General features: G+C 69.4%; 19 protein-coding genes and 4 pseudogenes. 13 read left to right on the forward strand and 10 right to left on the reverse strand.

The annotated features are described in order from the left end of the window. Position 1 precedes the first annotated feature (1 nt). The 5 genes and pseudogenes from ABZO29_RS44235 to ABZO29_RS44255 all read left to right on the forward strand — a co-directional run bounded on the left by ABZO29_RS44235 (position 2) and on the right by ABZO29_RS44255 (position 3,862). Positions 2-784 (forward strand): SDR family oxidoreductase, encoded by a 783-nt coding sequence (locus tag ABZO29_RS44235; RefSeq protein ID WP_367325846.1) that lies wholly within the window; start codon positions 2-4, stop codon positions 782-784. Then, complete coding sequence (locus ABZO29_RS44240) at positions 777-1,811, forward strand: phosphotransferase family protein (protein ID WP_367325847.1); 1,035 nt, start codon at positions 777-779, stop codon at positions 1,809-1,811. Before ABZO29_RS44235 ends, ABZO29_RS44240 begins: the two co-directional genes overlap by 8 nt. A gap of 82 nt (positions 1,812-1,893) precedes the next feature. Continuing rightward, positions 1,894-2,441 (forward strand): annotated as a pseudogene (locus ABZO29_RS44245) (long-chain fatty acid--CoA ligase); the annotation flags it as partial. A 20-nt stretch (positions 2,442-2,461) separates the two neighbouring features. Continuing rightward, complete coding sequence (locus tag ABZO29_RS44250; RefSeq protein WP_367325848.1) at positions 2,462-3,373, forward strand: acyl-CoA thioesterase; 912 nt, start codon at positions 2,462-2,464, stop codon at positions 3,371-3,373. Positions 3,374-3,535: 162 nt separating this feature from the next. After that, positions 3,536-3,862 carry a hypothetical protein gene (locus ABZO29_RS44255; protein WP_367325849.1) on the forward strand — a complete coding sequence of 109 codons (327 nt, stop codon included), beginning with the start codon at positions 3,536-3,538 and terminating at the stop codon, positions 3,860-3,862. A gap of 33 nt (positions 3,863-3,895) precedes the next feature. On the opposite strand, the gene ABZO29_RS44260 is transcribed toward ABZO29_RS44255, so the two are convergent. The 8 genes from ABZO29_RS44260 to ABZO29_RS44295 all read right to left on the reverse strand — a co-directional run bounded on the left by ABZO29_RS44260 (position 3,896) and on the right by ABZO29_RS44295 (position 11,088). Then, positions 3,896-4,249: a hypothetical protein gene (locus ABZO29_RS44260; RefSeq protein ID WP_367325850.1), complete on the reverse strand. Its 354-nt coding sequence runs from the start codon at positions 4,247-4,249 to the stop codon at positions 3,896-3,898. Positions 4,250-4,565: 316 nt separating this feature from the next. Then, positions 4,566-6,260 (reverse strand): IclR family transcriptional regulator C-terminal domain-containing protein, encoded by a 1,695-nt coding sequence (locus tag ABZO29_RS44265; RefSeq protein WP_367325851.1) that lies wholly within the window; start codon positions 6,258-6,260, stop codon positions 4,566-4,568. A 187-nt stretch (positions 6,261-6,447) separates the two neighbouring features. Next, positions 6,448-7,224 carry an IclR family transcriptional regulator gene (locus ABZO29_RS44270; protein ID WP_367325852.1) on the reverse strand — a complete coding sequence of 259 codons (777 nt, stop codon included), beginning with the start codon at positions 7,222-7,224 and terminating at the stop codon, positions 6,448-6,450. Between the two features lie 30 nt (positions 7,225-7,254). Continuing rightward, positions 7,255-8,088 (reverse strand): ABC transporter ATP-binding protein, encoded by an 834-nt coding sequence (locus ABZO29_RS44275; RefSeq protein WP_367325853.1) that lies wholly within the window; start codon positions 8,086-8,088, stop codon positions 7,255-7,257. Positions 8,089-8,101: 13 nt separating this feature from the next. Continuing rightward, the gene (locus ABZO29_RS44280; RefSeq protein WP_367325854.1) at positions 8,102-8,884 is read right to left on the reverse strand and encodes an ABC transporter permease; all 783 of its coding nucleotides are present in this window, start codon (positions 8,882-8,884) and stop codon (positions 8,102-8,104) included. Then, the gene (locus ABZO29_RS44285) at positions 8,881-9,750 is read right to left on the reverse strand and encodes an ABC transporter permease (protein ID WP_367325855.1); all 870 of its coding nucleotides are present in this window, start codon (positions 9,748-9,750) and stop codon (positions 8,881-8,883) included. Before ABZO29_RS44285 ends, ABZO29_RS44280 begins: the two co-directional genes overlap by 4 nt. Then, entirely contained in the window at positions 9,747-10,721 is a 975-nt protein-coding gene (locus tag ABZO29_RS44290) for an ABC transporter substrate-binding protein (RefSeq protein WP_367325856.1), read from the reverse strand. The genes ABZO29_RS44285 and ABZO29_RS44290 overlap by 4 nt, the downstream gene beginning before the upstream one ends. A 232-nt stretch (positions 10,722-10,953) precedes the next feature. Next, the gene (locus ABZO29_RS44295; protein WP_367326444.1) at positions 10,954-11,088 is read right to left on the reverse strand and encodes a hypothetical protein; all 135 of its coding nucleotides are present in this window, start codon (positions 11,086-11,088) and stop codon (positions 10,954-10,956) included. Between the two features lie 29 nt (positions 11,089-11,117). Here ABZO29_RS44295 and ABZO29_RS44300 point away from each other — a divergent pair. From ABZO29_RS44300 to ABZO29_RS44315, 4 genes and pseudogenes are all read left to right on the forward strand, one after another. Further along, a pseudogene (locus ABZO29_RS44300) lies at positions 11,118-11,544 on the forward strand (xylosidase); the annotation flags it as partial. Positions 11,545-11,932: 388 nt separating this feature from the next. Continuing rightward, positions 11,933-13,030 (forward strand): alpha/beta hydrolase, encoded by a 1,098-nt coding sequence (locus ABZO29_RS44305; RefSeq protein ID WP_367325857.1) that lies wholly within the window; start codon positions 11,933-11,935, stop codon positions 13,028-13,030. Further along, a pseudogene (locus ABZO29_RS44310) lies at positions 13,027-14,361 on the forward strand (FAD-dependent oxidoreductase); the annotation flags it as partial. The gene ABZO29_RS44305 and the pseudogene ABZO29_RS44310, both read left to right, overlap by 4 nt. Before the next feature lie 4 nt (positions 14,362-14,365). Beyond that, positions 14,366-14,785 (forward strand): annotated as a pseudogene (locus tag ABZO29_RS44315) (iron-containing alcohol dehydrogenase); the annotation flags it as partial. Between the two features lie 6 nt (positions 14,786-14,791). Here the strand turns inward: ABZO29_RS44315 and ABZO29_RS44320 are convergent. After that, positions 14,792-15,691 (reverse strand): LysR substrate-binding domain-containing protein, encoded by a 900-nt coding sequence (locus ABZO29_RS44320; RefSeq protein ID WP_367325858.1) that lies wholly within the window; start codon positions 15,689-15,691, stop codon positions 14,792-14,794. Positions 15,692-15,919: 228 nt separating this feature from the next. On the opposite strand from ABZO29_RS44320, the gene ABZO29_RS44325 reads away from it, so the two are divergent. The 3 genes from ABZO29_RS44325 to ABZO29_RS44335 are packed head-to-tail and all read left to right on the forward strand — an operon-like array spanning position 15,920 to position 19,286. Next, positions 15,920-17,161, forward strand: coding sequence for an acyl-CoA dehydrogenase family protein (locus tag ABZO29_RS44325; protein ID WP_367325859.1), 1,242 nt, complete (start codon positions 15,920-15,922; stop codon positions 17,159-17,161). Beyond that, complete coding sequence (locus tag ABZO29_RS44330) at positions 17,158-17,730, forward strand: flavin reductase family protein (protein ID WP_367325860.1); 573 nt, start codon at positions 17,158-17,160, stop codon at positions 17,728-17,730. The genes ABZO29_RS44325 and ABZO29_RS44330 overlap by 4 nt, the downstream gene beginning before the upstream one ends. 26 nt (positions 17,731-17,756) lie before the next feature. Beyond that, positions 17,757-19,286, forward strand: coding sequence for a long-chain fatty acid--CoA ligase (locus tag ABZO29_RS44335; protein ID WP_367325861.1), 1,530 nt, complete (start codon positions 17,757-17,759; stop codon positions 19,284-19,286). Between the two features lie 570 nt (positions 19,287-19,856). Here the strand turns inward: ABZO29_RS44335 and ABZO29_RS44340 are convergent. Next, on the reverse strand, positions 19,857-20,075 hold the full coding sequence (locus tag ABZO29_RS44340; RefSeq protein ID WP_367325862.1) for a hypothetical protein: 219 nt from the start codon (positions 20,073-20,075) through the stop codon (positions 19,857-19,859). 18 nt (positions 20,076-20,093) lie between these two features. Here ABZO29_RS44340 and tnpA point away from each other — a divergent pair, with 18 nt between their 5' ends. Next, positions 20,094-20,522: an IS200/IS605 family transposase gene (tnpA, locus tag ABZO29_RS44345; RefSeq protein ID WP_367325863.1), complete on the forward strand. Its 429-nt coding sequence runs from the start codon at positions 20,094-20,096 to the stop codon at positions 20,520-20,522. Positions 20,523-20,599: the final 77 nt, after the last annotated feature.

Consider the following 20,599-nt stretch of genomic DNA (forward strand, 5'->3'; position numbering starts at 1 on the left):
GATGGCAGGACTCGATCTCACCGGTCGCACCGCCGTCGTCACCGGCGCCTCGCGCGGAATCGGACTGGCGATCGCCCAGGCCATCGCCGCCGCCGGCGCAAACGTAGTCCTCACCTCCCGGTCCCAGGAGGCGGCGAAGACCGCCGCGGCGCAGGTCGGGGACACAGCGGTCGGCGTCGGTGCGCACGCCGTCGACGAAGAAGCGGCCCAGCGCTGTGTGGATCTGACGCTCGAGCGCTTCGGAAGCCTGGACATCCTCGTCAACAACGCGGGGACCAACCCGGCCTTCGGGCCGGTCATCGAGCAGGACCACGGCCGGTTCGCCAAGACCTTCGACGTGAACCTGTGGGCTCCCCTCCTGTGGACGGGGCTGGCCACGCGGGCCTGGATGGGCGAGCACGGCGGCGCGGTCGTCAACACGGCCTCGGTCGGCGGTATGGCGTTCGAGGCGAACATCGGGTTGTACAACGCGTCGAAGGCCGCACTCATCCATCTCACGAAGCAACTGGCCCTGGAACTCTCGCCGAAGGTTCGCGTCAACGCGGTGGCACCCGGTGTCGTACGAACGAAGCTGGCCGAGGCCCTGTGGAAGGAGCACGAGCAGACCGTGTCGGCGTCGACGGCGCTCGGGCGGATAGGCGAGCCTGCTGACATCGCCTCGGCGGTCGCCTTCCTCGTCTCGGACGCCGCGAGTTGGATCACCGGCGAGACGATGGTGATCGACGGCGGGCAGCTGCTCGGCGATGCGCTCCCGTTCAGGCACGGAGCCGGCATCGGTGTCTAGCGCGGATATCGTCGGAATCGACGCCGGGGCGGTGAGCCGCTGGTTCGCCACCCTCGGCGCCGACTTCGCCGGGCCGTTGGCCTTTGACCGGATCGGGCTCGGCCAGTCGAATCTGACCTATCTCGTACGGGACCAGGGTGGCCGCAGATGGGTGCTGCGGCGCCCACCACTGGGTCGCCTGCTGGCCTCGGCGCACGACGTGGCCCGCGAGGCGCGGATTCTGACCGCGCTGGAGGGCACCGCCGTGCCGACCCCGCGGGTGCTCGGGCTGAGCGATGATCCTTCCGTGACCGATGCCCCGCTGCTGCTCATGGAGTTCGTGGACGGCGAGGTCGTCGACACGATGTCGATCGCGCAGTCGTTGACGCCCGCGCGCCGCCGGGCGATCGGGATGTCGCTGCCGCGGACGCTGGCGAAGATCCACGCGGTCGATCTCGAGGCGACCGGGCTGACCGGCCTGGCCAGCCACAAGCCGTATGCGCAGCGTCAGCTCAAGCGGTGGTCGGGCCAGTGGGAGAGATCCAGGACCCGCGAGCTGCCCGCCCTCGAGGACCTCACCCGGCGCCTCGTCGCGGCCGTCCCGCAGCAGCGCGAACTCACCCTCGTGCACGGCGACTTCCATCTGCGCAACGTCATCACCTCCTACGACAGCGGGGAGGTGACCGCGGTGCTCGACTGGGAGTTGTCGACACTGGGGGATCCGTTGGCGGACATGGGCAGCCTGCTGGCCTACTGGCCGGCCAAAGGTGAGAACACCTCCGGCGACTTCGGCGCGACCGCTCTCGACGGCTTCCCGACGCGCGAGGAACTCGTGGCGGCCTACCTGGCGGCGTCCGGGCGCGACCTGACGGCGCTGGGCTTCTGGCACGCGATGGGACTGTGGAAAGTGGCGATCATCGCGGAGGGCGTCATGCGCCGCGCGCTGGACGAACCGCGGAACAAGGCCGCCTCCGGTACCCCGACCGCAGAGCGCATCGACGCGTTGGTGGCGAAGGCCCAGGAAGTCGCGGATGCGGCAGGCATCTGACCCGATCTCATGCCCACGGGACATCGACACTCACGCAACGAGGAAAAGGAGCGGTGATGAGGCAATCAGCGTTCGAGGCGACTCGGGCACCTTGTCGATCGGCCTATCCCGCCCCGCCGCCATGGTCCGTATCGTCGACGAGGACGGCAGGACCTGGGACCGAACGAGGTCGGCGAGATCACGGTCGAAGGCCCCATGGTGGCACCCGCGTACTGGAACAGGCCAGAGGCCACCGCGGAGTCGATACCGAACGGGCGGCTGCTCACCGGCGACGTCGGTTTCGTGGATCGGCAGGCCTGGGTGTACGGGGTCGACCGCAAGAAGGACATGATCAACGCCTCCGGGTTCAAGATGTGGTCTAGCGAGGTCGAGGACGTCCTCTACCGGCACCCCACGGTTGGCGAGGCCGCCGTCGTCCGTGCGCCCGATCCCTACCGCGGTGAGACGGTGGCGGCCTTCGTCAGCATGAGCCCGGTGGATCTGCCGAGCCCGACGAGCTGGTCGCCCACTGCCGGGAGCACCTGGCCGCCCTCAAGGCCCCTCGGACCGTCAGCATCCGGGACGAGCTGCCCAAGACCACCAGAGGCAAGACCCTGGCGCCGCGAACTGCGCGGGGCGACACCCGCGTGACGAGCGAGAGGAGCGGAAGGATGACCGGCCTGACAGAGGCCCTTGCCCTTGACGAGATCGGGCCGGACCGGTTCCGGTCCGGCCCGATCCCCAGCGAGTGGGCGCGGACGTTCGGTGGCCAGATCGCCGCCCAGTCGCTGATGGCCGCGGCGCATACCCTCGACCGGTCGTACTCGGCTCACTCGATGCACGGCTACTTCCTGCGGCCCGGCCGTCCGCACGAGTCGACGGATCAGCTGGTCGAGCGGATCCGCGACGGCGGCAGCTTCCGCACGCGCCGGGTGACCGCAGTCCAGGCGGGGGAGGCCATCTTCACGATGACGGCGTCGTTCCATCGCGGGGATGAAGGATTCTCCCACCAGGTGGACATGCCGTCGGTGCCGGCACCTGACGCCATTCCGGAGTCCGACCGCATCAACGGCTGGGGCATGCCGCGGCCCGCGGAGTGGCGCCACTGGGAGATGCGATGGGTGCCCAGGCGGGAGATCGGCCACGTTCCGGAGACGCCGGCCTGTCAGCGGGTCTGGATCCGGTACGGACGTCCGCTGCCGGACGACGATGCCGTCCACGCCTGCGCACTGACCTATCTCAGCGACATGGCGCTGCTGGGATCCGCGCGGCTGCCACATCCCCAAACCGCCGTACAGGGTGCGTCGTTGGACCACTCGCTGTGGTTCCTGCGTCCCTTCCGCGCGGACGAGTGGCTGCTGTACGACCAGGTTTCCCCTTCGGCCGAGCACGGCCGGGCGCTCACCCGCGGACGGCTCTTCGACACGAGCGGGCGTCTGGTGGCCGCCGTCGCGCAGGAGGGACTCATGCGCTTCGACCGGCCCCGGTCGACGGCGGACCGCGGCACAGGCCACCGCGCGCCCGTATGCTCACTCCAGGGCGTCAGCGGCCGCGCGCTCATAGCGGACGACACAGCACGATGACCGGCTTGGGGGCGGGGATCCGGCGCGGGGTGAGGGCGGCGGATCAGTTCACCCAGATCGCAGGCGGCTTCTTCCGTGACGCCCGGTTGTCGTTCAGGGCGAAGGGCCTCTTCGGCTCGTCAGCACCCACGTCACCGGCTGGCAGGTGCGGTCGCCGACCTCGTGCGCGCCGGGCCCGACGGGCGGGACGCCGTACGTGCCGCCCTGAGCGAACTGCAAAGGAACGGCTGCCTCGTCCGCGAACTGCTGAGGAAGAACAACGGGACGCTCGGCGAGATCGTCTACTCGGTCACGGACCGCCCGGCGATCGTCGACACCGAGCACGCGTCAGCGGCCGGCACGGCGTTCGCCTCCGCGGCGGCGGGCGAGGAGGAGAACTGGCTCGGCGAGGTCGAAGGCATCAACCTCACACTCACCTTCCTCCGCGCCAAGCGCGAGGAAACCCAACGGCGGACAGGACGCCCTGCTGTCGACCTGGGCATCCCTTGAGTTCGTTCAGCGGGAAGCCACCCGAGAAAACGACTACCCCTGAAACACCGTCAACTTCTTGATCACAACGTCGGTTGCCCGTACATACCGCTGCGGCTCACCAGAGTGAGCTCGCCCCGATGGCCCCACGCTCTCGCTATACGCGATGAGCCTGAAGACCTGTGCCCGAATCAGCATCTGCTGCCAGTCAGGGTCATCGCTGACACCCATCAGCAGTTCGGACGGTAGATCGAACCAGAGCAGACCACCCGCGACCACGATGGCTTCGGCGAACACGGGAGGCCGCCAATACGGCGAAAAGTCGATCACAGCAGGCACTTCGTCCGCAGCGAAGAGCACATTGCCGGTGAGATCGCCGTGGATGAGCTGAGCAGCGTCCTGATTCACCGGGCGCCTCAGCTCCACGAGAGCCGAGAACGGCGCGCACGCCGAAGGCATCGAGGACGGCAGAGGGCGGGACGGCGATGCTCGCCAGTTCAGTCACGCCGGGCATCCTGCCGACGTCACCATGCCCAGTGCACCGTCTTTTCGCCCAGCCCCGGCCTTCACACCGGCCCGCCAGGACGCCGATCCCGCGCACGCGCTCCACTGGTCCCACTGGCGCCGCCAACACCGGCAACGCGCAGCCGACTACCACCGCCGATGGAACGACGTCACGGCAGCAGCCGTCACATGACAGGACAGGAACCTCACTCCTCACCACCTACAGCTGCCGTGTCGGAACTCGCACGAATCGCCCGGTTATGTGCAGGTCGGCCTCGATGTGAGCAGCCGTGGCCCGCAGTTCCGGCAAGATGGACGTGACGCACTCCGCGGCGGGGCGGCGACCGCTGTGCATGGTGACGTTGATCGCCGCCATGAGGCCGCCGTCGCGGTCACGTACCGGTACGGCGATAGAGCGAAGCCCTTCTTCCAGTTCCTCATCGACCAGGGCATATCCGTCCTCACGGACTCGGTCGAGAATCAGCTCGAGGTCGGTGGGCCGGGTGACGGTGCGAGCGGTCAGCGCCCCCATCCGCACGCGCGCCAGCCGGGCAGTGCGCTCCTCGGCCGGCAGCCCCGCCAACAGCACCCGGCCCGTGGAGGTCGCATAGGCGGGCACGCGCGCGCCCACGGCGATATCAGCGTCCATGATGCGTCCCGCGGCGACCGAGGCCGCGCACTGGACATCGTCACCGGCGAGCACTGCCAGGGACGTCGAGTCCTCCACCTTGCGGGTGAGGGCGGCGAGGTGGGGGTGCGCGATCCGGGTGAGTGTCGTCTTGGACAGCGGCGGGAAGCCGAGGGCGAGGACGCGTGGAGTGAGCCGGAAGACCCGCCCGTGCCGCGTGACGTGACCGAGGTATCCCAGGGTTATCAGGGCACGGCGAGCCGTGGCGCGGGACAGCCCCGTGGCTTCGGCGACCTCGGTGAGGGTCAGCTCCGCACGGCCCTCACCGAAGGCGGTGACCACGGTCAGGCCGCGGGCCAGGGATTCGATGAACTCCCCGCCCAGTTCCTGTTTGGACGCGCTCGTCCAGGTGGCGAGCCCGACGGGAGTGCTCTTGCTCGGCGGCTTTGGAGGCGGAGCGTCGGCCAACTTCCGCTCCATGACGGTCACGGCAGTACGGAGCCTGGGGAGAAGGGCGTCGCGCAGCGAGTCCGCGCTGTGCCGACTGGTATGGCTCACGACGCTCGCCACACAGGCGATCCGGCCGTCGGGGGCGCGAACCGGAACGGATGCGGCGACGAGCCCCGGCTCGATCAACTGGTCGTCCATCGCCCAGCCATGGGCGCGCGCCCGTTCCACCCGTTCTTCGAAGTCTGTCGTGGCGGTACGGTGCGATCGAGGGGGGACCGCCGCGAAGCCGAGGTCCTCGGGGTCGGCGTCCTGCCGCTTGTGCCACCGCGCCCAGTCCTCCGTGCTCCACTCGGTTGCCAGCAGCGGGCCTGGCGCGGTGCGTTCGGCGGGCAGCAGGTCGCCGATGCGGAAGCTCAGCGACAGGGCGCGGCGGCGGATCGCTTGGTGGATGAAGCGGATGCCGTCACCGTCCGCCACCGCGAGGGACACCGACTCGTCGAGTTCCTCAGCGAGGGTATCGGCGTGCGCACTCAGCAGCGCGGGAAGGCGCAGGGCGGCCAGGTATGCGTTCCCCAGCTCCATCAGGCGGGGGGCAAGGACGGCGTTGCTGCCGTCCATTCGCATGTACCCCATGTGAGCGAGTGTTCCGGTGACCCGGTCGAGGGTGGCGCGGGCCAGGCCGGTGGCCCGTCCCAGATCGCTGAGGCCGGCCGTCCCTCCGGCGTCGGTGAGCTCGTGCAGCACGGCGATACCCCGGATGAGAGGGGCCACGGCTTCCTCGGGTGGCGCGGGAGCCGCCATGGGGTCGGTAGGCGTCAGGGCGTGGGGCGATGTCATGGGCTCTCCGCGGCGACTGTCTCAGCACTGCAGTGAATGATGCCTGGTGGGGGCAGAGAGCCGACAGGTCCGGGTGGCCGTGACGAGCCCACGGCAACGCCCGTCGCGCGGGGCGGTGTGTTCCGGCCGGTCGCCAAGGCCGGTGCTGCTCCGTGCTGCCGTCGCGGGGGCACGGCATCAGGACCGGCTAGCCGGGGACCTTCAGCTCGGCCTCGATGTCCGCGGCGGTGGCCAGGAGCGGCGGCAGCAGATCGTGGCGTATCGAGTCCGGCGTTCGCCGGCTGACGTGGGTGGAGAGGTTGATGCCCGCCACCACCCGTCGTGCTTCGTTCCGGATGGGTACGCCGATCGATATCAGGCCCTGTTCCAGTTCCTGGTCCACCAGACACCAGCCCTGTGCCCGCACGTGTTCCAGTTCGGCTGCGAGTGCCTCCCTTGAGGTGATGGTGCGGGGGGTGAGCGGCTTGAGGGAGGCGGTGTCCAGGTAGTGCCGCAGCCGGGGCTCGTCGAGGTGGGCGAGCAGGACCCGGCCGAGGGAGGTGGCATGGGCGGGGAAGCGGGTCCCGATGCTGATGGAGACCGTCATGATCCGCCGGGTGGGTACCCGGCTGACGTACACCACGTCTTCGTCGTCGAGCACCGCCACCGACGAGGACTCGTGGACCTCGGCGACCAGTTGCTCCAGGTGGGGCTGGGCGATCTCCGCCAGGGACATGCTGGACAGGTAGGCGTAGCCCAGTTCCAGGACCCGGGGCGTGAGGCGGAAGTGGCGGCCGTCGGTGGCCACGTACCCCAGGTCGGCGAAGGTGAGCAGGAAGCGCCGTGCGGTGGCACGGCTCATGCCGGTGATCCTGGCGACCTCCGAGAGGGTCATTTCGCGTGTGTCGGCGGTGAACGCACGGATGACGGCCAGCCCTCGTTCGAGGGACTGCACGAAGTACCGCCCGGGTTCGTTGTCGTCCATGTGCTACGGCCCTTTGTGTCGGACGGTGTGTCAGGACTGGGACTTGTGCAGGGCGAGCTCGTCGCTGCGGTCGGCCACTGCTGCATGCGTGTCGCCGTTGTGGTGCTTGGCGCGCTGGATCTGCTCGTAGACGTGGGCGCGCAGTTCGGCGAAGCGGGTGCTGGAGCGGGTGTGCAACTGGTCGCGCTCGTCGGGGAGATCGATCGTCAGATCCTCCAGCACCACGGTCGGTGAGGTGGACAGGATGATGGTGCGCTGGCCGAGATAGACGGCTTCGTCGATGTCGTGGGTGACGAACAGGACGGTGACGCCCAGTTCGCGCCACAACCGCCGGATGAGGTCCTCCAGTTCGGCGCGGGTCTGCGCGTCGACGGCGGCGAACGGCTCGTCCATGAGCAGCACCTTCGGCTCGAAGGCCACGGCGCGGGCGATGGCGACGCGCTGCTGCATTCCGCCGGACAACTGCCACGGGTAGGCCTGGTGGGCGTCGGCGAGCCCGACCACCTCCAGCGCGTGGTCGACCAGTTCCTTCTCGCGGGCCTTGCCGAGCTTCTTGCGGCGCAGGGGCAGGGCGACGTTGTCGCGTACGTTCATCCAGGCGAACAGGGAGCGGCCGTACTCCTGGAAGACGACCGCCATGCCGGGCGGGGGCCCGTCCACCGGGCGGCCGTCCAGGCGCACTTCGCCGTCGGTCGGGTCGATCAGTCCCGCCATGCACTTCAGCAGCGTGGTCTTGCCGCACCCGGACGGGCCGACCAGGCATACGAGTTCGCCGGCACCGATATGGAATGTGAGATTCCGCAGTGCTTCGACGCTGCGGTTACGTCCGGTGTAGATCTTCTGCAGGTTGCGTACGTCGAGCATCGACGTCTCCTTGTCAGGGGTTGCGCTGGGCCCGGCGCAGGCCGTGATACCAGGCCAGAACCCGGTTCTCGGCGACGCGGAAGAGCAGGGAGAGGGCGAATCCGAGCAGGCCGAGCAGCAGCACGCCGCTCCACATCTCGGGGATGGCGAAGGACCGCTGGAACTGCACGATGGTGAAGCCGAGCCCGTTGCTGGCCGCGAACATCTCGCTGATGACCATGAGGATGATGGCAATGGAGAGGGCCTGGCGCATGCCGGTGACGATCTGAGGGCTGGCCGAGCGCAGCACCAGGTGCCACAGCCGGGAGGGGCCGGTGATGCCGTAGGAGCGGCAGGTGTCGCTGAGCACTTCGTCGACGGCTCGGACGCCTTCGACGGTGTTGAGCAGGATCGGCCACATGCAGCCGCTGACGATGACGATGACCTTCATGGTGTCGCCGATGCCCGCGAACAGCATGATGACGGGTACGAGCACCGGGGGCGGGATGGCCCGGAAGAGTTCCAGGACCGGCTCCAGTACGTCGCGCACGCCACGGTGCATGCCGACCACCAGGCCGAGTCCGACACCGACGGCGACGGCGAGGAGATAGCCGGTGAGCAGGCGGACCAGGCTGGGTACGACGTCCGAGAGCAGTCGTTCGCCCGTCCATACCTCCCCGAACTTGCCCAGGATGGTGGACAGGGGGGGAACGTAGAAGTCGGTGCTGCCCGCGGTGGCGAACCACCACAAGGCGAACAGGACCGCGGGCAGGCCCAGGACCAGCCCGGTCCGCCGGGCGAGTGTGAGGACGGTCATCGCTGTCCCTCCCTGCGCATCGATTGGTGCCAGTGCAGTGCCCGCCGCTCGACCGCCCGGGCCACCAGGTTGACCGCGACCCCGAGGAGTCCGGTGACCAGGACCAGGGCGTAGACCCGCGGTACGGCGCCGGAGGTCTGCGCGACCGCGAGCTGGTTGCCCAGGCCGGGCGAACCGATGACGAGTTCGGCGGTGATCGTCAGGACGAGTGCCACGGTCGCGGCCAGCCGCACGCCGGTCATCACGTACGGCAGCGCGGTGGGCCACAGGACGTACCGAACCCGTCCCCAACTACCCATCCGGTAGCTGCGGGCGGTGTCCTCGGCCACCGGGTCGACGTCCTGCATGCCCGCCAGGACCTGGACGAGCACCTGCCAGAAGGAGGCGTACACGACCAGCAGCAGCTTCGACTCCAGGTCGGTGCCGTACAGCAGCACCGCCACCGGGATGAGCGCCACCGACGGGATGGGGCGCAGGAACTCAATGGTGGAGGCGGTCAACGCCCGCAGCACCGGCACCGATCCGATCACCACGCCGGCCACCACCCCGGCCACCACGGCGATGGCCAGGCCCAGGCCCCAACCGGTGAGGGTGTCACCGAGCGCGGTCCAGAACGCGTCTTCGCCGAGCAGCTGCCACAGGGCCCGGCCCATCTCGGAAGCGGGCGGAAGGTAGTCGGCGGAGACCACACCGATGTGCGGCAGCACCTCGAGCAACACCACCAGCCCGGCCAGGCCGGCCAGGCCGCGCAACGGGGTGCGCGCTCTGTCCAGAGTGCGCCGCACGCGGCCACCGCCCACCCCGCCGGGACCTGTCGCGGTCCCGGCGGGCTTCGTCAGCACAGGAGTGCTCCCGGACGCGCTCATGAGAACAGGGCATCCAGGTCGGGCTTCTTACCGCCGAAGATGCCGTCCTGCTCGCCGAGCGAGGCCAGCTTCTCCAGGGAGGCCATGTCGTACTCGGCCGGCCAGGTCGGCAGCGTCAGCTTCTTCAGCACCTCTCCGTCGATCTTGGTGTAGGTCGTGACGATCTGACGTGCCTCGTCCGGGTGCTCGGAGGCGTATTTCAGCGACTCGGTCACGGCCTCGGTGAACTTCTTCACCAGGTCGGGGTTCTCCTGGGCCAGCTTGGTGGAGGCGAAGTAGGTCGCGATGGTGAGGTTCGGGTCGGTCTCGGCGAACGGCGACGCCACGACGCGGGCGCCCTGGCCCTTGGCGATGGTCAGCGCGGGCTCGCCCACCCACGCGGCGTCCACCTGCCCGCCGTCCAGCGCGGCCGGCATCTGGTCGAACGGCATCTCGACGAACCTGACCTTCGAGGGGTCGCCGCCGTCCTTGCGCACCACCTCACGGACCGTGGTGTCCCCGATGTTCTGCAGGGTGTTGACCGCCACCGTCTTGCCGGCAAGTTCCTTGGCCGACTTGATGGGGCTGTCCTCCTTGACGGCCACCCCGCTGATGTCCTTTCCGGTGTCACCGGTGGAGGCGGTCCCGTTGACCACTGACTTGATCGGCACACCCTTGGTCTGGGCGATCATCAACGACGTGACGTTGCTGAATCCGAACTGGAACTGGCCGCTCACCACGCCGGGGATGATCGCGGCGCCGCCCTGGGCGGTCTCCATTTTCAGGTCGATGCCGCGGCTGCTGAAGAACCCCTTCTTCTGCCCCAGATACAGGGGGGCCACATCGACGATCGGGATGATCCCTACTTTGACCTGGGTGGTCTTGTCCCCGGCCGAGGAGGACGCACCACCGGTCCCGGAAGAAGATCCGCATCCGGCCGCGGCTGCGACCGTCACTACCGCTATGGCAAGCCCGAGAACGCGCCTTTGCATGGGGGCCTCCTGAACAGGAACGAGTACGTGCGCATTGCGAACATTCGTCCGCGTGCCGAACAAAGCAAGCGGAGATTATGTCCCTGCCCGAATCGCGTCAATAGGTTGCGCCGAGGCTCCTCCCGGAACCGCGCCCTGCCGCCTTCTCCAGATCCAGACATGTTTCCCGACGGGTGCACCCCGGCAGCAGCAAGCCTGAGGCGCGGACGCGTGCAGCGAAGACCCAGGAGTCCTACTCCGCGCCGCGGTCGACCACCTTGGTCACCCGCTCGTGGGGGTCCTCGCCCCGGTAGGCCGGGTACTTGTCGGCGTGGTGCACGCCCGCGCCGAGGACGTTCGTCACGGCGTCGGAGTTGTCGACCCGCACCTTGGTGTTCGTGGCCCCCGACCGAGCCGCAGACCGTCGACGGCACGTGGGGCGAGACATACCCCTACCCGGTCACCCCGCACCCGCTCCCGCCGATGACCGGCGCCGACACCTTCGAGGGGACGGCGCTGGCGCCGTCCTGGTCGTGCTCGACTGCTCCGGGATGGCGGACGGCGACCGGGCCGGGCTGGCGATGCTGCGGGACTCCTCCGCCTGAATCGACGTCACGCGGCAGGACGGCGTCAGCAGGCTGGTGATGTTCGACGGCCTGACCATGGACGCCAACTGGAACACCACAGCACCGGCACCGAGCAGGCCCGCGCCGACCTCCCCGCGTCCGGCAGCCGCGTCTGGCTGCGCGCCACCGCCGACATCAGCCCGGGGCCGGGCCGCCAGGCGACGTTCTCCTACAGCACCGACGGCACCACCTTCACCCGGCTCGGCCCGGCCTTCACATCGGCTGGTATCGGCACATCACCCTGGCCATGCTCGCCCACGCCTACCTCGCGGTCATGGCGGCCGACGCGGCGAAAAAGGGGATGCAGATCCTTCGAGGTCGTACGCGCCAAGCGAACGGGTCGGCACCGGCAGCTTCCACCTGACCGGACTCTCCGACCGCGACCCGCAGCACAAACTGCCGGTCGTCGAGCAGCTGGAGGCCGCGCTCTGCACCGATGCCCTGGTCACCCTCGCCGCCACGCGCACCCTCCCGCCGAAGTAGCCGCCCTCCGGGACGCTGATGAGCGCCATGCATCACGGCGTCCCCAACCGGCATTGGACCGACCCGGAGCCGGTCACCAATAGTGCTGGGCATGGGCGCAGAAGCCGTGACGGAGGTTCGCCGATGACCATCTCCCCACCACCCGCAACCGCCGAGGCGGCCCGTGCCGCCTCGCCGTTGACGATCAGCGAGCAAGGCGCGTTCTGGGTCGGCGTCGGGCGCAAGCCGACCGAGGCCGGGACCGCCGCCGAGGCCGCGATGTACGTCCAGTACCAGATCCCGGCCGATCTCCGGCATCCGCTGCCCGTGGTGATGGTCCACGGGGGTGGCGGCCAGGGCACGGACTACCTGTCGACGCCGGACGGGCGCCCCGGCTGGGCCACCCGGTTCCTCCAGGCCGGTTACGCCGTCTACGTGGTCGACCGTCCAGGTCACGGGCGCTCCCCGTATCACCCCGATGTCCTCGGGCCCATCGAGGGCGCGGCGCCGACGTACGAGTTCATCCGCTGGCTGTTCTGCGACGGGGCGGGACGACCTGGTGGCCAGTGGCCCGGCAGCGGCGAGATCGGCGACGACTCCGCGCTGGACCAGTTGATGGCGAGCCAGGGCCCGACGCTGCCCACCTTCGCCGAGAACGAGGAGCAGATGCGGCGCTGCGGGGCCGAGTTGCTGGACCGTATCGGACCGGCCGTGCTGGTCACCCACTCCATGGGGGGGCCGTTCGGCTGGCTGGTCGCCGATGCCCGGCCCGGGCTGGTGAAGGCCGTTGTCTCCATCGAGCCGATCGGGCCGCCGTTCACCGAGCTGCCCGGCCTCGGAAAGCTGGAGTGGGGGCTCACCGCGGCCCCGATCACTTACGAGCCGCCGGTACGGACCCCGGGGGAACTGCGCCTTCGGCTGCGCGAGGCGGGGGGCGACGGGCTGCAGGACTGTCTCGTCCAGGACGAAGAGGCAGGCGCCGTGCGGTCCCTGCCAGGGCTCCAGGGCTTCCCGATCGCCGTGGTCGCGGCCGACCACTCGCCGGTCGCGTCGTTCCAGCACGGTATCGCCGACTACCTCGCCCAGGCCGGTGCCGACGTCGAGTTGCTGCGCCTGGCGGACCTGGGGCTCACGGGCAACGGTCACCTGCCCATGGGCGAGAAGAACTCCGACGACGTGGCCGAGGCACTGATGACCTGGCTGAACAAGCGACTGGCGGATGTGCAGGAAACGTCCCGATGACAACCGTGCCGAGTGTCGAGACCGATGTGCTCATCGTGGGCAGCGGGCCCGCGGGAGCGAGCGCCGCACTGGCGCTGAGCACCTATGGCGTGCCGAACGTCATGGTCACCCGCTACTCACGCCTCGCGGACACGCCCCGGGCGCACATCACCAACCAGCGCACCATGGAAGTGCTGCGTGACCTGGGTGTCGAAGAGGATGTGATCGCCCAGGCCACCCCGCAGCATCTGATGGGCAACACCGTCTTCTGCACCGCCGTCGCGGGCGAGGAGCTCGGCCGGCTGAGGTCCTGGGGCAACGAACCGCTCGTGCAGGCCGCCCACGAGCTGGCGAGCCCCACCCGCATGTGCGACATGCCGCAGCACCTCATGGAGCCGGTGCTCGTGAACGCGGCCATAGCACGCGGAAGCCGACTGCGGTTCGGCACCGAGTACCTGTCGCACGAGCAGGACGCCGACGGCGTGACCGTCATGGTCCGCGACCGGCTGCGCGGTGACACGTACACCATCCGCGCCAAGTACTTGATCGGCGCGGACGGCGGCCGCAGCAAGGTGGCCGAGGACGCCGGGCTGCCGATGGGCGGCCAGATGGGCGTGGCCGGCAGCATCAACATCGTCTTCGACGCGGACCTCACCAAGTACGTGGCGCACCGACCCGCCACCCTCTACTGGGTGCTGGCGCCCGGCGCGACCGTGGGCGGCATCGGCGCCGGCCTGGTGCGCTGCGTACGGACGTGGAACGAGTGGCTGATCGTGTGGGGCTACGACGTCGACGCCGGGCCGCCGGACCTCACCGAGGAGTACGCCCTGTCCGTCGTCCGCAAGCTGATCGGCGACGACGAGATCCCGGTGACCATCAAGTCGTCCTCCGCGTGGACGGTCAACGAGATGTACGCCGAGACGTACTCCAGCGGCCGGGTGTTCTGCGCGGGCGACGCCTGCCACCGGCACCCACCGTCCAACGGGCTGGGCTCCAACACCTCCATCCAGGACTCCTACAACCTGGCGTGGAAGCTGAAGCTCGTCCTGGACGGCTCCGCGTCCCCGTCCCTGCTGGACACCTACAGTGACGAGCGGGCACCGGTCGGCAGGCAGGTCGTCACCCGGGCCAACCAGTCCATCGGTGAGACGGCACCCGTCTTCGAGGCGCTCGGCGGTCTGGCGCCGCAGACCCCCGAGCAGCTGTGGCGGAACATCGCCGCCCGCAAGGACGCCACCACGGAGGCCGAGGAGCAGCGGGCGCGGCTGCGGGAGGCGATCGCCTTCAAGGCATACGAGTTCAACGCCCACGGCGTGGACCTCAACCAGCGCTACACCTCCGCCGCGATCGTCGCATGACGCGCGCAGCCGCGCGCTGTACGGGGCGTGGCTGCGGTGCCTGTCTCGGCGCCACCACCATGGGGCTGCACCACAAGCTCTGCCATGTGCTCGGCGGCACCTTGGACCTGCCGCACGCCGAGACACACGCCGTCGTCCTGCCCCATGTGCCGGCCTTCAACGCGCCGGCGGTTCCCGGGGCACTGGCGGCGCTGCGCCGGGCGCTCGATGTCCCGGATCCGGTACGGGAGTTGCACGAGCTGGGCGAGCGGCTGGGCATCCCGCGATCGCTCGCCGACCTGGGCCTGACCGCCGCCGACGTGGACCGTGCGGTCGATGTCGCTCTCGGGGCGCCGTACGCGAATCCCCGCCCGGCCTCCGCCGACGATCTGCCGTCCTGCACGCGGCCTGGGCGGGCGAGCCGCCGTACGGCGGCTGACCCCTCCTACCGGGAGATCTCGGCGTACGGAACGCCGCTCGCGCGTCGGGCCACCCGGCGTGCGAGCTCGGCGAACGCCGGGGCGGCGGGCGAGTGACCGGCCTCCGGAAACACGACGGCAGCCACCAAGCCGAGGGGCTCCTTCGGAGCGACATTCTCCACTCCCGGGTGCGGGAACATCCGGGTGGCCGACAGCGGCATCAGTCCCACCATGTGCTGGTAGGCGATCTTCAAGGACACGTCCTGGGCCGAGCGGGCGTGGAAGCCGACCGTCGGGGCGTCATCCCCGTTTCGTCCGCCCACCCAGAAGTCGAGGCCCGGCTCGGGGGTGACCCAGGGCTGATCGAAGACCTCGGTCACGTCTACCGCGGCTGCCCCAGCCAGCGGATGCCCCTTCCACAGCGCGAGGGAAGCGGGCTCGGTGAAGATCGGTACGCGTGTCACGCCCGGCATGTCGACGTTCAGGGGCAACAGCGCCACGTCGCACTCGCCGGCCAGCAGCGGGGCGAGACCCTGGTGGAAGTCCGCTTCATGTACCCGGACCGTGACGCTGGGATACCGCTCGCAGAACGCCTCGATGACCGGATGCGTCAGCTCCGCGAGAGCCACCCCGTAGAGCGCGACCCGCACCTCGTCCCGTCGCCTGGCCCGGATGGCGCCCGCGGCGGCGGCGAGCCGGTCGGCGTCGGCCAGCACCTCGCCCGCCCGTTCGAGCAGTTCCGCGCCGTCGGCGGTGAGCGCCACATGCCGTTTGTCGCGGTCGAACAACTGGACGCCCAGCTCACGCTCGAGGGCGGCGATCGATCGCGTCAGCGCGGGCTGGGTGAGGTGCAGACGCTCGGCGGCGACCCGGTAATTCAAGGTCTCGGCGAGCGCCGAGAAATGGCGCAGGCTCCGGAGTTCCACTCAGCCCTCCAGAAAGGCGAGGTCCACAGCGTTGTGGTCCGCGCCAGGTTACAGCGCGCTTCCCCGCACGTCACCAGTCAGAAATGTGCGGCATTCCCGTCACCCTCTCCGACCTGCTGTGATGCACAGCACTCATCAAGCCCCCAGTTACCGGCATTGGACGGTCCTTCGCCGCGCTGCCAACACTCCCTTCAGGCCGACCCAGAACAGCAGCGGATGGGGTGCGAATTGTCCGAGACAACCGAGGCAGCCGAGAAGATCATCGAGATTCCGCAGCCGGAGCCGGACCTGACACCGGAGGAACTGGTGCGCCGGGCCGCCGGCATGAGGGCCTGGCTACGTGATCATCAGGACGAGACCGAACAGCGGACCGGTATCCCCGAGGACACGCACAAGGCGTTCCTGGAGGCGGGTTTCTACCGGTCCCTCCAGCCACGCCGCTTCGGCGGCTACGAGTTCGACCTGCGGACCTACTCCCGGATGGTCACCGAGGTGGCCCGCGGCTGCCCGTCCAGCGGCTGGAACCTGTGTCTGGCCGCCTCCCACAGCCTGGTGGTGGCCGGCCGCTTCCCCGAGAGCACCCAGCGCGAGGTGTTCGGGCCGGACGGTGACTTCCGGGCCCCACTGCCGATCGCCCCGAGCGCCACCGCGACGAGGACCCCCGACGGGTACCTGGTCAACGGCCGCTGGGACTACTCCTCCGGGGTCAACGTCTCCACGCACTTCCTGGGTGGCGTGCTCATCATCGACGAAGAGGGCGGCATTCCCACGCCGGGCATGGTGCTCGTGCCCTCCGGCTGGCGGATGCTCGACAACTGGGGCGAGATCCTGGGCTTCCGCGGCAGCGGCTCCAACAGCGTCGTGGCCGAGGACGTCCTCGTACCGCATGAGTACGTGTCCAGGACCCACCTCGCGGCGAGCGACGCCACCGACGGGCCGGGTGTGGAACTGCACGGCAACCCGATGTACGCGGGCCGGCTGATGTCGTTCTTCAACATCCAGCTGTGTTCGATCGTGGCGGGCACCGCCTGGGCCGCAGTCGACGAGTACCGGCGGATCATCACCACCAAGAACAGTGTGCTGCCGCCCTTCAAGCCGCGCAGCCACGATCCGGAACATCAGCGCAACCTCGGCCTGGCCACGGCCCTGGCCGACAGCGCGCAGCGGATCATCCTGTCGGTCGCCGACGACTACACCACGTACGCCGCCCGGGGCCTGGCAGGGGGCGAGCCCTTCTCCGAACTGGACGACCAGGCCCTCTCCCTCACGGCCCGGCAGTCCGGCCAACTCGCCTGCCAGGCCGTCGAGATGCTGGCCTCGGCCAGTGGCTCCAGCGCGCTGGCGAACGGCGAGCGCATGCAGCGGTACCTGCGCGACGTCGCCACGTACAAGACCCACATCAACGCGCAGCACGGCTCGTGGGCTGCGGCGTACGCCCGTTCTCTGCTCGGGCTGGAGACCCCGGCGTGAACCGGCAGACGCCCGCCGCGACGGCGCCCGGCGGTGGCCCGGCGGACGACCCCGGCCTGTTCCGGCACGTGCTCGGCCACTACCCGACGGGTGTCACGGTGGTCACCGCGAAGGAACCCGACGGCACCCCGGTCGGCATGGTGATCGGCTCGTTCACCTCGGTGTCCCTGGACCCTCCGCTCGTCGCGTTCCTCCCAGGCCGCTCCTCCACGACCTGGCCCAGGATCATGGCCGGCGGCTCCTTCTGCGTGAACGTGCTGGCCGCCGGCCAGGAGGGCCTTTGCCGGGACGTCAGCGCCAAGGCACCCGACGTCTTCGACCGCCACCCGTGGCGCGGTGCGGCCTCGGGCAGCCCCGTCCTGGCGGGCGTCGTCGCCTGGATCGACTGCGACATCGCCGACGTGTGGACCCTCGGCGACCACTACTTCGTCCTCGGCCGCGTACGGGAACTCGGGGTGGAGAAGACCGGCGGCGCACCGCTGGTCTTCTCCCGGGGGCGGCTCGCCCCGTTGCCGCCCCGCCGGGACCACGACGAATCGGCCGACTACACATGGCCCGACTGGTTCTGAGAGCTCCGAGAGAAAAGAGACGCACCATGCGCAATCAAGGGCTCGGCTCGTGGCCCGCGCGGCGTGCCCGCATGGCACCGGAGGCCACCGCCGTCGTGCACGACGGTGGATCCCTGTCCTACGGAGAGCTGGCCGCGCGCGTGACGCGGCTCGCTCACGCCCTGCGTGCCCTGGGGGTCGGCCACGGTGACCGGGTGGCCTACCTGGGCGCGAACCATCCGGCCCTGGCGGAGACCCTGTTCGCCGTGAACACGCTGGGCGCCGTCTTCGTCCCGCTCAACACCCGCCTCGCGGCACCCGAGTTGGCCTTCATCCTGGGCGACTCGGGAGCGACGGTGCTGGTGTTCGGGGCCGAACTCACCGACACCGTCGACTCGTTCAGGGCCGACGTCGAGGTGAAGCACTACGTCGAGGTGGGGAGCGCGTACGAGGAGCTGCTGGCGAACGCACCCGACGACCCCCTGGACGAGACGGTCGGCCTCGACGAGGTGTGCATGATCCAGTACACCTCGGGCACCAGCGGCCGCCCCAAGGGCGTCATGCTCACCCACGCCAACATCGCCTGGAACTGCTTCAACATCCTGCTGGACGTGGACATCGCCTCAGACGACGTCGCTCTGGTGGTGGCACCGATGTTCCACACCGCCGCCCTCAACGCCGTCTTCCTGCCGGGCTTCCTCAAAGGAGGGACGTCGGTGCTGATGCGCGGCTTCGACCCGGAACGGGTGCTCGACGTCATCGCCGAGCACCGGGTGACGAGGATGTTCGGCGTGCCCGCGATGTACCAGGCCATGGCCCGGTCGCCGCGGTGGGCGACGGCCGATCTGTCGTCGATCCGGATCCTGATGTGCGCGGCGGCACCCGTCCCCAAGGCCCTCATCCACACATACCAGGACCGTGGCCTGACCTTCCTGCAGGAGTACGGCCTGACCGAGACCGCCCCCGCCGCGCTGGGCCTGCGCGCACCGGACAGCATCCGCAAGGCCGGCTCGGCCGGCACACCCTGCTTCTTCACCGACGTACGCGTGGTGCGGCCCGACCTCACCGATGTCGCACCGGGCGAGGTCGGCGAGGTGATCATCTCGGGCCTCAACGTGATGAAGGGCTACTGGCAGTGGCCCGAAGCGACCAAGGACGCCTTCGTCGAAGGAAGTTGGTTCCGCTCCGGAGACGCGGCCACTGTCGACGAGGAGGGGTACGTCACGATCGTCGACCGTATCAAGGACATGTACATCTCCGGCGGGGAGAACGTCTATCCGGCCGAGGTCGAGCAACTCCTCTACCAGCATCCCGCGGTCGCCGAATGCGCGGTGATCGGCGTACCCGACGAACGATGGGGCGAAGTGGGCAGAGCGCTGGTCGTGCCCCGCGCGGGCGCCGACGTGTCGCCCGACGACATCATGGACTCCCTGTCCGGCCGACTCGCCAGGTACAAGCTCCCCAAGTCGGTCGTCCTCGTCGACGCCCTGCCCCGCAACGCCACCGGCAAGATCCTCAAGGCCCGCCTGCGCAGCCAGTACGGCTCCGTGCCGGCCCGAGGCGCCGAGGAGGCATGACGCCAGGCTCCGTGCGTAGGACGCGGGCCCAGTCCCGGCCCACCGCACGGGATCTTCTCGATGCCTCCAAGCGCGTGCAGCTCACCAGCGGAGACCACGGCGGGCCGAAGGACAAGAGTCGAAAGGCCGGCGTAAGACCAGCAGCCTCGACGGCAAGGCCTCACGCGCCGCCCGGCTGCGCGAAGTCGAACGCTTCCGGGATCCCCTCCGGGCCGCCGAACAGCGCTGCACCGCACACGAGGACTCCTCCCAGGCCCCAACCGGTGAGGGTTTCAGCGCCCGGCCCATCTCGGAGGCGGGCGGAAGGTAAGCCGCGGAGACCACACCGGTGTGCGGCAGCACCTCGAGCAACACCACAAGCCCGGCCAGGCCTGCCAGTCCGCGCAAGGGGGTGCGCGCTCTGTCCAGAGTGCGCCGCACGCGGCCACCGCCCGGCCCGCCGGACCTGTCGCGGTCCCGGCGGGCTTCGTCTGTACGTGAGTGCTCCCGGAGGTACTCATGAGAACAGGGCGTCCAGGTCGGGCTTCCTACCGCGAAGATGCCGTCCTGCTCGCCGAGCGAGGACACGGTCTACGTATGGGCGTCGGTGCCTCGGTGGGAGAACTCGGCAGCGTAGTCAGCTCGTGTGGAGCCTGCTTCCTTGGTCCACTTCTCGGCCCGGCTGATGTGCAGTCCGAGGAGGGAGACCCAGTTCGCGGCCTCGTTGATCGCAGGCAGGGTGTGGTCGAGTGCCGGAGCCTGCACGGCATCCGGCATCAGCTTCACCTGCGTCACGATCTTCACGAACATGGAGCACAGCAATGGCCTATGTCACCTCGTTGGGAACCAAACCCTGATGTACGCAGGGGAAGAAGCGTCGTCTACACCCTCCATGCACGCTTGGTCTTCACTCCAAAGTTCCGGCGGAAGGTCTTCAACGGCACGGTCCTCACCCGGTGTGAGGAGGTCATGCGGAAGGTCTGCGAGGACTTCGGCGCGGAACTGCGGGAGTTCCACGGCGAGACCGATCACGTGCACCTGCTCGTGCACTATCCGCCCTCGATAGCGCTGTCCCGGCTCGTCGGCAGCCTCAAGGTCGTCTCCGCCCGCCGCCTACGCCAGGATTTCCCCGACCACATCAACAAGTATCTGTGGGGCGAACACTTCTGGTTTCCGTCCTACTTCGCCGGTTCCTGCGGTGGCGCACCGCTGGCCGTGGGCAAGGAGTACATCAAGAACCAGAAGCGCCCGGACTGAGCGCGGTTTCGTCGAGTGAGCTTTACGCAGCGATGCGGCGGCGCTCCGCGCCGCCCGCCTCACGATGCAATTCCTCT

The organism is Streptomyces sp. HUAS ZL42 (assembly GCF_040782645.1).
GTDB lineage: Bacteria > Actinomycetota > Actinomycetes > Streptomycetales > Streptomycetaceae > Streptomyces.

What these genes read in the sequence shown, in the direction of transcription:
- ABZO29_RS44265 (WP_367325851.1), bottom strand. Translation starts at nt 6,260, where the DNA reads ATGACATCGCCCCACGCCCTGACGCCTACCGACCCCATGGCGGCTCCC.
- ABZO29_RS44290 (WP_367325856.1), bottom strand. Translation starts at nt 10,721, where the DNA reads ATGCAAAGGCGCGTTCTCGGGCTTGCCATAGCGGTAGTGACGGTCGCA.
- ABZO29_RS44335 (WP_367325861.1), top strand. Translation starts at nt 17,757, where the DNA reads ATGCGCAATCAAGGGCTCGGCTCGTGGCCCGCGCGGCGTGCCCGCATG.
- ABZO29_RS44250 (WP_367325848.1), top strand. Translation starts at nt 2,462, where the DNA reads ATGACCGGCCTGACAGAGGCCCTTGCCCTTGACGAGATCGGGCCGGAC.
- ABZO29_RS44285 (WP_367325855.1), bottom strand. Translation starts at nt 9,750, where the DNA reads ATGAGCGCGTCCGGGAGCACTCCTGTGCTGACGAAGCCCGCCGGGACC.
- ABZO29_RS44340 (WP_367325862.1), bottom strand. Translation starts at nt 20,075, where the DNA reads ATGTTCGTGAAGATCGTGACGCAGGTGAAGCTGATGCCGGATGCCGTG.
- ABZO29_RS44280 (WP_367325854.1), bottom strand. Translation starts at nt 8,884, where the DNA reads ATGACCGTCCTCACACTCGCCCGGCGGACCGGGCTGGTCCTGGGCCTG.
- ABZO29_RS44275 (WP_367325853.1), bottom strand. Translation starts at nt 8,088, where the DNA reads ATGCTCGACGTACGCAACCTGCAGAAGATCTACACCGGACGTAACCGC.
- ABZO29_RS44235 (WP_367325846.1), top strand. Translation starts at nt 2, where the DNA reads ATGGCAGGACTCGATCTCACCGGTCGCACCGCCGTCGTCACCGGCGCC.
- tnpA (WP_367325863.1), top strand. Translation starts at nt 20,094, where the DNA reads ATGTCACCTCGTTGGGAACCAAACCCTGATGTACGCAGGGGAAGAAGC.
- ABZO29_RS44305 (WP_367325857.1), top strand. Translation starts at nt 11,933, where the DNA reads ATGACCATCTCCCCACCACCCGCAACCGCCGAGGCGGCCCGTGCCGCC.
- ABZO29_RS44270 (WP_367325852.1), bottom strand. Translation starts at nt 7,224, where the DNA reads ATGGACGACAACGAACCCGGGCGGTACTTCGTGCAGTCCCTCGAACGA.